The sequence below is a fragment of the Mucilaginibacter aureus genome (assembly GCF_053514885.1).
In genome coordinates, this window is sequence record NZ_CP170601.1 from 348,149 (window position 1) to 362,945 (window position 14,797).

12 protein-coding genes are annotated in these 14,797 nt (G+C 43.5%); 9 read left to right on the forward strand and 3 right to left on the reverse strand.

All coding sequences use genetic code 11. The features are described 5' to 3' along the window. The first annotated feature begins 426 nt into the window (after positions 1–426). From ACFGVR_RS01475 to ACFGVR_RS01505, 7 genes are all read left to right on the forward strand, one after another. Complete coding sequence (locus ACFGVR_RS01475) at positions 427–1,356, forward strand: outer membrane protein assembly factor BamD (RefSeq protein WP_448700637.1); 930 nt, start codon at positions 427–429, stop codon at positions 1,354–1,356. A 1-nt stretch (position 1,357) separates the two neighbouring features. Next, positions 1,358–1,681, forward strand: a complete 324-nt coding sequence (locus tag ACFGVR_RS01480) for a DNA-directed RNA polymerase subunit omega (RefSeq protein ID WP_448700639.1) — start codon at positions 1,358–1,360, stop codon at positions 1,679–1,681. Positions 1,682–1,752: 71 nt separating this feature from the next. Continuing rightward, entirely contained in the window at positions 1,753–2,955 is a 1,203-nt protein-coding gene (coaBC, locus tag ACFGVR_RS01485) for a bifunctional phosphopantothenoylcysteine decarboxylase/phosphopantothenate--cysteine ligase CoaBC (protein WP_448700641.1), read from the forward strand. After that, positions 2,952–3,851: a type IX secretion system protein PorD gene (porD, locus tag ACFGVR_RS01490; RefSeq protein WP_448700643.1), complete on the forward strand. Its 900-nt coding sequence runs from the start codon at positions 2,952–2,954 to the stop codon at positions 3,849–3,851. Before coaBC ends, porD begins: the two co-directional genes overlap by 4 nt. A 138-nt stretch (positions 3,852–3,989) precedes the next feature. Continuing rightward, a complete protein-coding gene (locus ACFGVR_RS01495; RefSeq protein ID WP_448700645.1) occupies positions 3,990–4,334 on the forward strand; it encodes a YciI family protein in 345 nt (114 codons plus the stop codon). 191 nt (positions 4,335–4,525) lie between these two features. After that, positions 4,526–5,275, forward strand: coding sequence for an SDR family NAD(P)-dependent oxidoreductase (locus ACFGVR_RS01500; RefSeq protein WP_448700647.1), 750 nt, complete (start codon positions 4,526–4,528; stop codon positions 5,273–5,275). Positions 5,276–5,351: 76 nt separating this feature from the next. Further along, entirely contained in the window at positions 5,352–5,933 is a 582-nt protein-coding gene (locus ACFGVR_RS01505) for a TetR/AcrR family transcriptional regulator (protein ID WP_448700648.1), read from the forward strand. A gap of 19 nt (positions 5,934–5,952) precedes the next feature. Here the strand turns inward: ACFGVR_RS01505 and ACFGVR_RS01510 are convergent, their stop codons facing one another. After that, positions 5,953–7,272, reverse strand: coding sequence for a hypothetical protein (locus tag ACFGVR_RS01510; protein WP_448700649.1), 1,320 nt, complete (start codon positions 7,270–7,272; stop codon positions 5,953–5,955). Between the two features lie 456 nt (positions 7,273–7,728). Between ACFGVR_RS01510 and ACFGVR_RS01515 the strand changes: the two genes are divergently transcribed. Beyond that, positions 7,729–10,971 carry a SusC/RagA family TonB-linked outer membrane protein gene (locus ACFGVR_RS01515; RefSeq protein ID WP_448700650.1) on the forward strand — a complete coding sequence of 1,081 codons (3,243 nt, stop codon included), beginning with the start codon at positions 7,729–7,731 and terminating at the stop codon, positions 10,969–10,971. A gap of 19 nt (positions 10,972–10,990) precedes the next feature. Continuing rightward, complete coding sequence (locus ACFGVR_RS01520) at positions 10,991–13,066, forward strand: RagB/SusD family nutrient uptake outer membrane protein (RefSeq protein WP_448700652.1); 2,076 nt, start codon at positions 10,991–10,993, stop codon at positions 13,064–13,066. Positions 13,067–13,281: 215 nt separating this feature from the next. Here ACFGVR_RS01520 and ACFGVR_RS01525 read toward each other — a convergent pair whose 3' ends face one another. Both ACFGVR_RS01525 and ACFGVR_RS01530 read right to left on the reverse strand, forming a co-directional pair. Then, positions 13,282–13,986 carry a hypothetical protein gene (locus ACFGVR_RS01525; protein WP_448700653.1) on the reverse strand — a complete coding sequence of 235 codons (705 nt, stop codon included), beginning with the start codon at positions 13,984–13,986 and terminating at the stop codon, positions 13,282–13,284. A gap of 42 nt (positions 13,987–14,028) precedes the next feature. After that, a complete protein-coding gene (locus tag ACFGVR_RS01530) occupies positions 14,029–14,565 on the reverse strand; it encodes an AidA/PixA family protein (RefSeq protein ID WP_448700655.1) in 537 nt (178 codons plus the stop codon). Positions 14,566–14,797 lie beyond the last annotated feature (232 nt).

Sequence of the window (14,797 nt, forward strand, 5' to 3'; positions counted from 1 at the left end):
AATCTTTTTAAAGAACTTCCGCTCCTTCGTTTGCGGGGTGCAAAGGTAGCCACAATTGTTAATTATGCAAACCCTGCTCACGAATAATTTTGAAGTTCTGTTTAACCTGCTGCAAATCAGCAACAATAATTTTCGGTTAAAATTTAACGTGGTGTAAAAACTACACGCAAAGCATATTTTAGGATGATGTATATATCCGATCTGTTACCCGGATTTAAATAGCGTTTCTATACTACTATATATAGTATATGCATCATCGGTAAACCAAACCTACCTATACTATATAGTATACTACAATTCCAAATCGCGCGTAAGCGTTAAAAGATGTTAAAAATAAACCCACCGCAAGGTTTATAAAAAGAACCGTTTTAACTTGCACCGAAATAAATAATTGACTGATTTATAATATTGCTATATCTTTGCAAAATGTTTAAAAAACAAATCCCCCTTATAGGGGCCTTATTAATTGTACTAATTATTGCGCTGGCTGGTTGTAAAAGCCAATATGAGAAGCTGAGAGCCAGTAACGACCTTGCTAAAAAATACCGCGAAGGCAAAAGGTATTACAACAAAAAGGACTATGGCCGCGCGCTCGAACTGTTTGAAGACCTCACGCAACACTACCGCGGGCAGGCAGAAGCCGAAGAATTGTTTTACTACTACGCCTATACTAATTACAAGTTAAAGGACTATACATCGGCTCGCTACCACTTTAAAGTGTTTGCCGATACCTATCCTAACAGTACCCGCACCGAAGAGTGCCGTTTTATGTCGGCTTATTGCTACTACCTGGATTCGCCAAATTTTTCGCTCGACCAGGAGAATACGCAAAAGGCGATCGACGCGTTACAGTTGTTTATCAACCTGTACCCTAAAAGCGACCGTACTGCCGAAGCAAGTAAGCTGATACAAAACTTAAGGGATAAACTGGAGCAAAAATCATATGCCAACGCTAAGTTGTATTTAACCATCAGTGATTATCAATCGGCAGTTATTGCTTTTAATAACTCACTGCGCGATTTCCCCGACACTAAATATGCCGAAGAAATGGAGTTTTTAACCATTAAGGCACAATACATGTACGCTAAAAACAGTTTTGAGATCAGGCAGATCGAGCGCTATAATGTAGCCTTGGGTTTTTACCAATCGTTTATTGAGCATTACCCTACAAGCAAATACCGCAAAGATGCCGACCAGTTGAAAGCAAATTGCGAGCAGGGCCTTCAACAAACTAAACGTATATTAGCCGAAGCTGAAACAAACGAAAAGCTTTACAAAAAACTGGAAGAAGAAAAAAAATCACTTCCGCAATTTCAAAAAGATTCAATAGCATTAAAAAAAGCAAAAACGCAGTAATATGAACAATACAAAACCAGCTGTTGCAGGCAGCACCATAACCCGCGATTTGCGCGAGTTAGATATACAAACCGACAACATTTATGAGTCGATTGTGATCATGTCGAAAAGAGCTAACCAGATATCAAATAACGTAAAGGAAGAATTGCACCAAAAGCTTTCTGAATTTGCGTCGTCAAATGATAACCTCGAAGAGGTATTTGAAAACCGTGAGCAGATCGAAATTTCAAAACACTATGAGCGTATGCCTAAAGCATCGCTGGTAGCCGTTCAGGAGTTTTTAGAAAACAAGGTTTACTACCGCAATCCGGCCAAAGAACAATAAGATTTTGAAAGCTCCCAAAACGGGAGCTTTTTTTATGCGCACTTGATACTATAAAAGCATATTTTTGCTTCATGCTCAACGGAAAGAAAATCATTGTAGGTGTTTGTGGAAGTATTGCCGCTTACAAAGCCGCCTTTTTGGTACGCCTGCTTGTTAAAGCCGGCGCCGATGTACAGGTGGTGATGACTGCCGATGCGACCGGTTTTATTACCCCGTTGACACTGTCTACCCTATCCAAAAAACCTGTTTTGGTTGATTATTTTAAACCCAAGACCGGCGAATGGAACAACCATGTTGAACTTGGCCTTTGGGCCGATATGCTGATCATTGCGCCTGCTACGGCCAACACCATAGCTAAAATGGCCAACGGCCTTTGCGATAACCTGCTTACCGCCGTTTACCTGTCGGCCAAATGCGCGGTATACTTTGCCCCGGCAATGGATCTGGATATGTGGAAACACCAGGCTACCGCACACAACATCGATAAACTAAAAGCTTACGGCAATATCTTTATCCCACCCGGCTATGGCGAGTTAGCCAGCGGATTGGTTGGCGAGGGCCGTATGGCTGAGCCGGAAGAGATCATCACTTTTATAAGCGACGATCTTAAAAAAAAACTTCCTTTAGCTAATCAAAAGGTACTGGTTACCGCCGGGCCAACTTACGAAGCGATCGACCCGGTTCGTTTCCTGGGCAACCACTCTTCGGGTAAAATGGGTTTCGCTATTGCGGATGTTATGGCAACGCTTGGCGCGGATGTTACCCTGGTGTCGGGGCCATCAACACAGCAAATCAAAAGCAGATCGATCAAACGCATCAACGTAACATCAGCGGCGCAAATGCTGGATGTTTGCCGGCAGCAGTTTACCCAATCGCGTGTATGCGTAATGAGTGCGGCTGTAGCCGATTATACCCCTGTAACCGTAGCCGAACAAAAGATCAAAAAACAAAACGAAGGTTTTACCATTGAACTGAAAAAGACCATCGATATCCTGAAAACCCTGGGCCAAAGCAAACAACCCGGGCAGATACTGGTTGGCTTTGCACTTGAAACCAACGACGAGGAACAGAACGCGATTGAAAAGCTGCACAAAAAGAATCTCGATTTTATTGTGCTCAACTCACTAAACGATGCCGGAGCCGGTTTTAAAACCGACACCAATAAAATAACCATTATCGATCGCGACCTGCACAAAATTGTTTACGACCTGAAGACCAAAGACGAAGCGGCAGCAGACATCTGCAATAAAATAATTGAACTGATACACGCATGAAGAACGTTGCAATTACTTTCCTGATCATCCTTTTTGGCATTGGTAAACTCAATGCGCAAGATCTGAACGCACGTGTACAGGTGCTGACCCCCAAACTGCAAACCAGCAACAAGCGCATATTTACCGTTTTAGAAACCGCCATGAAGGATTTTCTGAACGCCCATAAATGGAGTGCCGACCAGATACTGCCCAATGAGCGCATCGACTGTAATTTTATTTTAAATGTAACCAGCTGGGATGGCAGCAGCGCTTTTAGCGGCGAACTACAGGTACAATCAACACGGCCTGTCTACGGTTCAACATATACCAGCACCTTGCTAAGCAATAATGATAAGGAGTTTGACTTTACCTACACCGAAGGTCAGCAAATGGATTTTAACGATCAGACCTTTCAAAGTAACTTAACTTCGGTACTGGCTTTTTATGCTTATGTGATCATTGGCCTCGATTACGATTCGTTTTCAAGATTTGGTGGCACGCCTTATTTAAATAAAGCCAAAACCATTGTCAATGTAGCGCAAACCTCATCATACAAAGGCTGGAACGCCTTTGAAAGCAACTTTAACCGCTACTGGCTGGCCGAAAACCTGAACAATAAACGTTACGAGGTGATCCGTGAGTTTCTATATGACTACTCCCGTAACGGCCTTGATCAAATGGCTAACAACCCCACTACCGGACTTAAAATTATTACCGGTTTGCTACCTGCCCTATCGCAGATAGACAGGCAAAGCGTGGGATCAATGCTGCCCCAATTATTCTTTACGGCTAAGTCCGACGAATTTGTTTCAATTTTAAGTGCCGATAGTCCGCAGGAAAAAGTAGCCGCCTACAACATCCTGATGGGCGCCGATCCGTCGAACGGAAATAAATACCAGGCGCTGCAGAAAAACTAACCCTCCAATGTGTAAATAAAGAGAGGTCCGTACTTGGGCCCCTCCATATTCCAGCTTTTAAAAATTTTTCCTGCAATTTGTCCAATAATTAAATCCCGGGTCGTCATCAGTTTTTAAACACTTTAAAACCAATTGACGATGAAAGAGTATTTATTGTTGTTACGTGGTGGCAGGCCAATGACAAGTAAAACAGACGAAGAGAACAAAGCCGAAATGCAGGCATGGGGTGCTTACATGGGTGAACTATCGCAAACCGGACAACTTGCGGGTGGCTTACCCCTGGTAGGCGGTGGAAAAACGGTATCAGCAGCAGGAACTACCGGCGAAGCTGTAACTTCAGCTAAAGAGGGAATTGTAGGTGGCTATCTTATTGTTAGGGCCGATAGTTTGGATACCGCTGCTGCTATCGCAAAAAGATGCCCGCATATTGTCAACGAAGGTAATGTTGAGGTGCGCGAGATAGCACCTATGCCCGCTATGTAAATTATTTCTGATATCTTCCGTTGTCCTCCATGTTTTTGACTGGGGGGCTTTTTTCTTTACGCAGCTTTACCGGCAAAAACCCCTTTTGTCATCACAATATAATTATTGATTTTATTTGGAATGATCATTCCAAATATGATATACCTTTGTGGAACAATCATTCCAAATATAAAAAATAAAAAAATAAGAACATGAAAAAATTAGCAAACAAAGTAGCAGTTATTACAGGTGCTTCAAAAGGCATTGGTGCAGGTATCGCAAAAAGCCTGGCAGCCGCGGGCGCTTCGGTAGTAGTAAATTATGCATCGGCCAAAGCCGGAGCCGATAAAGTGGTAGCGGATATTGTAGCCAACGGCGGTAAAGCCATTGCAGTGCAGGGTGATGTATCTAAAACAGCCGATATTACCCGTCTGTTCGACGAAACCAACAAAGTTTTCGGTGCGGTTGATATCCTGGTAAACAATGCAGGTATCTATAAGTTCGGCGCTATCGAGCAAATTAATGAAGATGATTTTCACAGCCAGTTCAATACCAATGTATTGGGAACGCTGTTGACCACACAAGGCGCGTTAAAAAACTTTAACCCAAATGGCGGCAGTATCATCAATATCGGTTCGGTGGTGAGCAGTATCACACCAGTAGGCAGCGCTATTTACACTGCAACCAAAGGTGCCGTTGATTCTATTACCCACGTGTTATCAAAAGAACTGGGACCGAAAAATATCCGCGTTAACTCGATCAACCCGGGTATGATCGAGACCGAAGGCGCGCATACTGCAGGTTTTATCGGTAGTGAATTTGCCGCCGAAGCTGCCCGTACAGCACCACTTGGCCGTATCGGTCAGCCGGAAGATATTGCACCCTTAGCTGTGTTCCTGGCTTCTGAGGAATCATATTGGTTAACCGGCGAAACATTGCTTGCAGGTGGAGGCATACGATAAACCCGTTTCGGTTTATTAAATTTAATTAATAAATTGAATAGCTTTGCCTTTTAATCAGGCAAAGCTATTTGCAGTTATGGCAAGAACAAAAGATTTTGATGAGAACGAAGTGCTGAACAAAGCAGTTGACCTTTTTTGGCTAAAGGGATATAATGCTACGTCTATGCAAGATCTTGTCGACGGTCTTGGCATAAGCCGTTCAAGCCTGTACGATACCTATGGTGATAAGCATGCGCTGTTCATCAAAGCCCTCGAAAGTTATCAGTGTACCGCTTCTGGTCAGATCTGCCGGATCGCAAACAGCTCGCTTCCTGCCAAAGAAACCATCAAACAATTGCTTCAGTTTGTTGCGAATGGCTTATTAAATGATAAGACCCAGAAAGGGTGCTTTATGGTGAATGCTGAGGTAGAAGTGGCTCCGCATGATGAGCAGGTGAGCAAAATGATCTGTCAGAACGATCAGCAGGTTGAAGAAGCTTTTTATAAAGTGATTAAAAAAGGGCAGGAAAACGGCGAGATCACCAACCTACAGGATGCCCGAGCTTTGGCCCGCTTTACCTTCAACACCGTAAAAGGAATGCGCGTTACTGCCAAATCAACCACTGATAAAGCTGTTTTTGATGATATTATCAAAATGGCAGTTTCTGTGTTGGGATAATTACAGATACAATGCATATTTATGCTATATAGGTTTTCATCGCTGTAACAATGGCCTCATAGTTTCCATCTACGTAACGGGTTTCTAAAGCATTGTAGTTTGTCCTGCCATCGTTTGCAAGAGCCCCTTTTGCTACCCATTCGGTTTCTTCAGTGATAGGTGTGGCAAAGGGTAGTTTAGGTTCGTTTGTGACATAGTGCTGAAAAATATCTAATATCCCTTTTTCTAACACAAAGCCGGCCGCCAGTCCGTTGTGAGCCATAGTTAATACTGCACGAACCAGGTGGCGCTGATCGCCTTTACCAACCTTAAGAAACATCTCTGCAGGATTAAGGCCTGTACGCGTGTGCATTGTCTTAGCCGTCTGCAATATTTTTGCACCATATACCGGTGGTACATTAGGTATTGATTCTATACCCTTTTGTATAAAACTAAGATACTGACCTAATGAGAGCCGCTCATCAACATTTTCGGATGCCATATCGGTGGTAACTTCTTCAAGCTGATCATTAGATACGACTCCTGTGCCGAGTGATAGCGCTTTTGCCGTTTGCTGGGCTTTTTTTGGAAAAAAATTAAGATTATCAATTTCATTTATTTTCCTTTTCCCTAATTCAGTGTTTACGTCGGGCTTTTCTAATGTTGTTTTATCAAGATGCCCAAGTGTTTTTTTCTTTTTTAATTCAAGCATCGCCAGCAGGTGAGCATTTTCAACGGTGAGGTGATGCCCGGCTTCGCGCCGTGTGGTTACGGCCCGGGCTCCTGTGCCCCTCTTTTTATATATGGAGTAACTATGATGTAAAAAAGAGTGTCTGTCCCCGGCAACGTCCTCTACATTCATTTTTACCTTATCAGCATCCGAATCAATATTCGAATGTAGCGTACCAGGTGTTGTTAAATCAATCGTATCTTCATTAACAATGTCCTTAACTTTAGTTCTATTTATGAGCTTACCGTCCCAGGTATGATTAGCTCTTAAAGCGGTTGCAATTTCATCTGTTATTGGTGTTACAGTTGTTCCAACCTTTTTAACGAGGACATCATCTTTAAGCCCTATAAGTGGTGTATCTCCACCACCAAGGTTGGTGTACACCGAAAGTGATATATTAGGAACAAGTTCCTCGTCCCAAACCTTTTTTGCTATTACCCGCTGCACAATACCCGCATCTTGCAACTGTGCAATGAGCTTGCCTTGTAACGGTTCTTCATCCGCAGTATTTTTTTGAAGAACTGCCTGCTGTAAAACAGGCACTGCCGGCATCGCGACACCTTTTCGTTGGGCAGTTGCATTATCGGTAACGGCAGGTTCGCTGCTTTTTCTCTTTACGCCGGTATACATGGTATAAGGTGGTCCAATTGTCAGTTAAATATAACAGTTACAGTTTGTATTTACTATTTAACCAAGCTTTTGTCATGAAATTAAACCGATCTTATGACCATTCCCGGTTTTTTATAGTCTTTAAGCAGCCTACAATAACACTTTAAGGCATTGTCAATTAAATCATGCTAAAATTGTACAATAAAAAGATAAATCACGTCATCGTTGCGGCATCCTGTTAACTGATATTTGTTTAAACAAATGGCTCACCAAGCCACACCGATTGAACAAACCAACGATCATAAGCCGCTGCTTCTAAAAGAGTTTTTTACAACAGGCCTTTACCAGTGATCGCTCATGTCTTTACAACACCAAAGGTTACCGCCGTAGTCCGCGTAATCTTTGACTGTTTCAGGTATCAACCGGTTTGGCTATGGCGCTTAATTTAAGGTTAAACCAATTACTAAATTTTTGTTTATGAACCAAATTCTACAAAGAAAAACGGTCTTGCGCTTGTCCAGGGCCTGTTTGTTGTTAATTTCATTTCTACTCGCATTTTCCGCAGTAGTTAATGCGCAACAGTCGCCGGTAAAGGGTGTTGTGATCGACACTAAAGGCGACCCGGTTCCGGGCGCTACCATTAAAGTTAAAAACACAACCACAGCGGCGGTTGCCAATGTTAATGGTGAGTTTTCGATAGCATTAGCGCCCGGAGAAAACGTGCTGGTCATCAGCTTTGTTGGTTACAAAACACAAGAACTGCCGGTAAAAGGCGGTACCAACGTCAAAATCACTCTTGAAGAAGTAAACTCGGAGCTTAATGAAGTGGTGGTTGTAGGTTTCGGTACTCAGAAAAAACGGGATCTTACCGGCGCTATATCGGTGGTGAAATCTGAGGAGATTGTAGCGAGGCCAGGCCCCGACCCGATAGAATCGTTACAGGGAAGGGTAGCTGGTTTGGATATTACCCGTTCGTCGGGTCAGGCAGGATCAGGCGTTAATATACAATTGCGCGGTAACAGGTCATTGGGTGCCAGCAACGGCAATCCACTCTTCATTATCGATGGTTTGCCCGGCGATTATTCAACCCTGAATGCTAATGATATCGAATCGATCGAAGTATTGAAGGATGCATCGTCTACTGCTGTTTACGGTTCTAATGGCGCCAACGGCGTAATTATTATCACCACCAAACAGGGCAAAACCGGCAAAACAAATATCGATTTCAACTCGTATTATGGTTATAACGGCTGGTCGGTTGTGCCAAAAATGCTTACCGGCGATGCATATCTGAAGGCTAAACGCGATGCTTACAGTTACGTGTGGGATGCTACCAACCTGAAGTGGACAACTACCGGCGCGATATGGCAATCACCAGCCGATGATCCGACCATTTTTGGTTCAGCGCGCTGGGCGTTGTATCAGCAAGGACAGTTTGTTGACTGGCCAAGCGTATTTATGCGGAAAAACCCGGCTACGCAAAACTATAGCCTGGGAGTTTCAGGCGGTACCGACAAAACCAAAGCTTATGTTTCTTTTAACTACCAGAACGAAAACGGCCAGTACACCGGTGATGATTACAAAAACTACTCTACAAACATCCGCGTTGATCACAAGGTAACAAACTGGTTATCAGTCGGCGCCAACCTAAAGGCATCTTATGTAGTGAGAAACCGGGCTACTGATAAACTGGAAAACGCGCTGACCACAGACCCGCTTGTGCAACCTTATAATCCAGATGGCTCTTTAAACACCGTATTGGGCAATAACGTATATAACTTATTGCTGAACTATCAGCCGGGTGTTTACGCCAATACTGATAACAATACGAGAGTGTTTTTAAACCCGTATGTTGAGATCAGACCGATAAAAGGTTTGAGCATTTTATCGCGCGCCGGTGCTCAGATGGATTATTCAAACAATTACCGGTTTGATGGCATCGGGTCGGTAGCTTATGTATATTCAAATGCAAACGTTGCTAAAGCAGCTATCACCCAAAACCGCTACCAGGGTATTCAGTGGGAAAACATTCTGACCTACAACTTTAAAGTAAGGCAGGATCACGAGCTTACCTTCACCGGCGCCAGCACTTATTACTATAATCAAAACACAAACACGCAACAAACCCAGAGCGGCATAACATCAAATAGTTTTGAATGGTATAATATGCAAAGCTCCGACCCCAACACCAGGGCGTCATCGTCTTACACAATGTCAAAAAGCTGGGGTTTGGTTGCCCGTTTAAATTACTCTTACAGAAGCAAATATCTTTTCTCAGCCAGTGTTCGCCACGATGGTGCTTCACAGTTGTATTACACCAACCGCTGGGATACTTTCCCTGGCCTGTCGGCGGGTTGGAGAATATCTCAGGAAAACTTCATGGCCGGAACAAAATCATGGCTTGATGATCTGAAACTTCGTGCAAGCTGGGGTGCCACAGGTGCTTCAAGTATCCCTGCTTACAGTTCTGTTTCTAACCTGCAGTCGCTTAACGAATCATTAGGCGGTACAACACAGGCGATTTACCGTAACACGCAATATCTAACCAACCCTGACCTGCGTTGGGAAAGGTCGACCACCACTGATATTGGTTTAGACGCGTCTGTTTTTAATAGCCGCATTAACATAACGTTGGATTATTATAACACCGGTACCCCAAATGTTATCTACGCCGTTTTGCTGCCAAGTATTTACGGCACCTATACACCGGGCACCAATTATTTAACCAATCTTAATATCGCATCAACCAATAACAAGGGGGTTGAGTTAACGCTGAACACACGTAATATCGTTAAAAAAGACTTTGAGTGGTCGTCGGCAATATCTTACTCTTATAACAGGGAAACGGTTCTGAAGATCACTAATGGCACAAACAACGTAGCCAACACAAGGAGCGGTCAATCAAACGTAAATGATGGCAACTATACATTGATGCTTGGTCAGCCGATCAACTCTTTCCGTGATTACAAACTGGACGGTGTTTGGCAAATTGGCCAGGAGCAAGACGCACTGGCATTTAACAAGCGTCCCGGCGATCTGATGGTTAACGTGCCTGGTTTAGTTCATGTTGGGCCCGGCGTATATTCCAAAACAGATGCCAACGGTTTGATTACTTACTATTATGGCAATCTTACGCTGGCCAAACAATACAACCCTGCTTTAACAGCAGCAACAAACTATTATAACTATAGCGCTAATGATTATCAGCCTGTTGGCCACAACAGCCCAAATTGGTCGTTTGGTTTCCAGAATAATTTCAAATACAAAAACTTCGACCTGGGTATTTATACCTACGTGCGTTGGGGACAAACCATCAGCTACAATATGATGGGCTGGTACCAGCCAAACGGTTTTGCAACCAATGCGAGCCCTTCAAGAACGTTCCCTGCTAACTTTGACTACTGGACTCCAACAAACCCCGCAAATGTTTTCCCGGTGATGAACTACCAATCTTCCAGTTCAACCATGATCGGTTTCTCTGGCCTAAACTATGTTGACGGCTCGTTTATAAAAATTAAAAATATCTCGCTGGGTTATACGCTGCCAACAAACATTGCTAAACGGATAGCTTTACAGAAACTGCGTATTTATGCTACTATGACAAACCCGTTGATCATTACTAAAAGCCCATTATTGAAAGATTACGATCCTGAGATGAACGGTAGTTTAGCCTATCCGTTAACTAAACAAGTGGTGGTGGGCATTAATGTAACACTGTAAATCAATTAAAAATCCGACGATGAAAAATCAATTTATAAAACGAACTTTATTTAAGACAGGCCTGTGTGCGTTGATGTTATCATTAAGCGTATCGTCTTGCAAAAAGCTGGATGAGTTTAATCCGGCCGCCGTATCACCCGAAACTACATTAAATAACTTTGCAGGCTGGAAAGCATTTCAAAGTAACTGCTATACCGGCCTTTGGGGCTCATTGATAGGTTTGCAATATGGTTTAGTATCAGAAGTTGGTACCGACCTGTGGACATTCTCCTACAATAACCATAACCAATACAAGGATATTATGGCCTATGAGGGTTTCACTACCAGCTCGGGTATTATCAAAAACGTTTGGGATTTTGCCTGGGGTTCGGTTAACGACTGTAATGAAACTATCCAGCTCGCACCCACGCTAACAGACGCCGCAGCTAACGCTGCCGATATCAAAGTACTGGTAGCCGAGGCTAAATGCTTAAGGGCTTATTATTACTCGGTAATAGTTGCACAGTTTGGCAGCGTACCATTAATTGTAACCAACGATCCGGTAAAAACCCTGGCTCCGGTGCGTACACCTGTTGCGCAAATTTATGCGCAGATCATAGCCGACCTGACAGCCGCCGCCGCCGACTTGCCGATAGTGCCTTATCAAAACAATGGTGCACGTGTAACTAAAAAAGCAGCACTTGGCTTGCTTGCCCGTGCCTATGCACAAGGCGCAGGTGAAGGCTTAAGCGAAAACGGAAAATCGTACTGGCAGCGTGCCAAAGAAGTTGCCGATGACCTTATTAACAACAAGGCCGCATATAACGCCAATATGTATGCCGATTTTGCCCAGGTTTTTGCCGCAGCTAATAACCGCAACAATACCGAGGCTTTGTTTACTGCTTATGGGCTCAATCCTTACGATCCATCGTACGATGTTTTTACAGGTAACTCTAAACCCAATATCTACCTGCATTATTATCCAAAACTGGATGACGCTTTTGGCACCGCCGACCTGTTTAAAAGAAGTGTAAACTCAAACACATCAAACGGTTATTACGGGCGTTTAAACCAGCAATTTGTGGCCCCTACAAAATATTTGATCAATTGCTTTAACGCCACTTATGATAAACGCTGGGAAAATACCTTTGTAACTGCCTTTGCAAACTACTCGGGTGTACAGGCCATTAACAGCCTTGGCAGCGGCGCACCGGCACCGGCAAGCGTTACTTACGCAGCTGCAAGCGTTACTCTTACCGCTGCAATGTGTACCAAATATGGTATTGATGCTTCGCACGTTGGCCAGATTATTTATCCGTATGCCGATGTAAATGCCAAAAATGCTTCGGCAAATGCTACCTGGCAGTATATCCCTTCAATCTGGCCCAAAGGCGACCATTCGGGTAATGCTGCAAATTTGCAATCTATTCCTAATGCTAACGTACACCCCTATCCATTAGCTGCAGACGACGACAGGTTTTTTGTTTATTTAAGCAAAACCCCACTTACTGCTGCCGATAAAGCAACCCGCAGATATGCTACTATTAATATCGATGATATGTTCGATCCGGCTGACGCGACAGGCAGTACTTATAAAGCGGTTACGGCATCCAACGGGTTACCAAACGGCGGAGCGTTGGCCAACTTGTTCCCTGCCATGATGAAGTTTAACCATAACTTTGATGGCGGATGGTTGGGCGGCAACTTTCAACAAAAACTGGGTAATATCATGATCATGCGCATGGCCGAAGTTTACCTAATCGATGCTGAAGCTACCTTGCGTTCTGGCGGCAGCGGTGCCACAGCAGCTCAATATTTAAATGTATTAAGGCAGCGTGCATGCCGTAACGCGGCCGACTTTAATACTACTACCGGCATGATGCTGACCACAGCTACCATGAACGATGTTTTTGATGAGTATGCCCGTGAACTGTGTGGCGAGTATAGCCGCTGGGCGCTTTTAAAACGCGAAAAAGCATTTGAGACCCGGTTATCGTTATATAATGCTACAGCTGCGGCAAACTTTAATCCGGCTATCCACTATAACCGCCCTATTCCTTTCAGCTTCCTGAGTCAAATTACCAATGGAAGCGATTTTGGTACAAACGGATATTAATTCCGGTTACTATCAACTACAGGGTTGATTGGTTTTACCCCTGTATTTGGTTCATATTTAGCACACCGCCTTGCTGTAAGCAGGGCGGTTTTTTTATGAGATCTTTTTCTCTGCGCCTGGATTGCCTGACATTATCAAAAAATTAAATGCTTAAGGTATCATTACAACACTTAAACAAAAGCCTGATACTTTCGTAACAGGCCTTTGTTTTTCGATCATTTATTTTGCAGAACCACTCTAACTAGTCCGCCGTTCCCTGAACGTTGCACATTACATATTGGCGTACTTTGCGCCGGCCCCAGGGGGAGCGAGGGACAAGGCGCATTGGGTGTGGCCGTACATGTGGTGCAGTTAACCGGGTATACGCCGGGCAAGCCCGCATTTTCCTTTAAACCTTTATTGTATATCGTATCAATAGCTGTGTTATTGGGGCCATATACCCAGCCGCCATTCGCTTGCATAATCATTTTGATAAAGCTGTTAACGCCGTTCACGCAACTGATATCGATAGTCTCATAGCAGCCTTTAGTGGGGTTCAGGGTAAATTCGGCAATACTTGTTCCGTATTGTCCGCGGTTAAAATCGGCACCTTTTACAGGACATTGAGGTTCGATATAAAAACAAATATTACCGCTGAAACATTTGCCTTTCGGATCAAAAACCTGACTGGATTTTGGGCCCAGTTTAAATTTACCCATAAGCGGCTGTACTTTTGTTAAGAAACTGAAATCTGCCACACCTGCCGGTGCAGCACAACAGTTGTTCTTGCTATTTTGAGCTGCAAATGTCACATACACATCCACCCAGGTATTTTTGTCATTCGCCACTACAAGTTTGGTATATGTATGTTTAGCTGTTTGCCCAAAAGCTGCTGTTATTGGTAGCAGGATTAAAAGGAATACGAATATTTTGATTTTCATGATGTTGTTTTTATGTAGTATGGTTTAGTGTTAAAAGTTGCCTTAATTCTCTGTTATATTTATAAATGGATCCCAGCTGTAGTATCCAACCACGCTGCCGCTAATGCAATCAATTACCTGGAACGACCACGAATATTGAACCGTACCCACTTCTAAAACCGAGCTTGTCCAGGCAGAGCACATATAGGCGGCTGCGGATGGCTGGTTATCGGCACTATTGTAATACATAATAGCCGGCTGTGTTACTAAAACGGGCTCGGTAATTGTACCGGTACCCGTACCCGCACTTGCAAAATTGTAGAGTATACAGCTATAAGAATGAGCGGTTTGATCGGTAAGTAACCCTGTTGACGGATCAGCGATCGTCCATCGCAGGCTATCACCGGTCACTGCGTTTACTGTAAGTTCTGATTTTCCCTGATCGGTAGAGGCATATTGCCCATCGCAGATCATAAAGATAAAAGTGTCCGAATCGTTGTAAGATCCAAGGGATGTTGGAGCTTGTAATGTTCCTGGGTTTAAGCCCTTTTGCATTAACCCATTTGTGTCAATTACGCATAGTATATCAATTGTTGCCATGATGTTATTTGTTTCCTACTCTATAGGCTTTTCGGATTTCCGCCTCCGTTTTATCCTGTACGGGCAGGTCGTTTTTTTGGGTGGGTTCTGCTCCACTTTACCAAAAGCTTTTTGATGATGTAAAGGTGGCGCGTATTTAAATAGCAGGTAAGAGGATAAATAACTGATATGTTAAACCCATATTTATAACCTTTTATGCTAAAAAGCATAGGTATAAATACCCGTTTGTGGC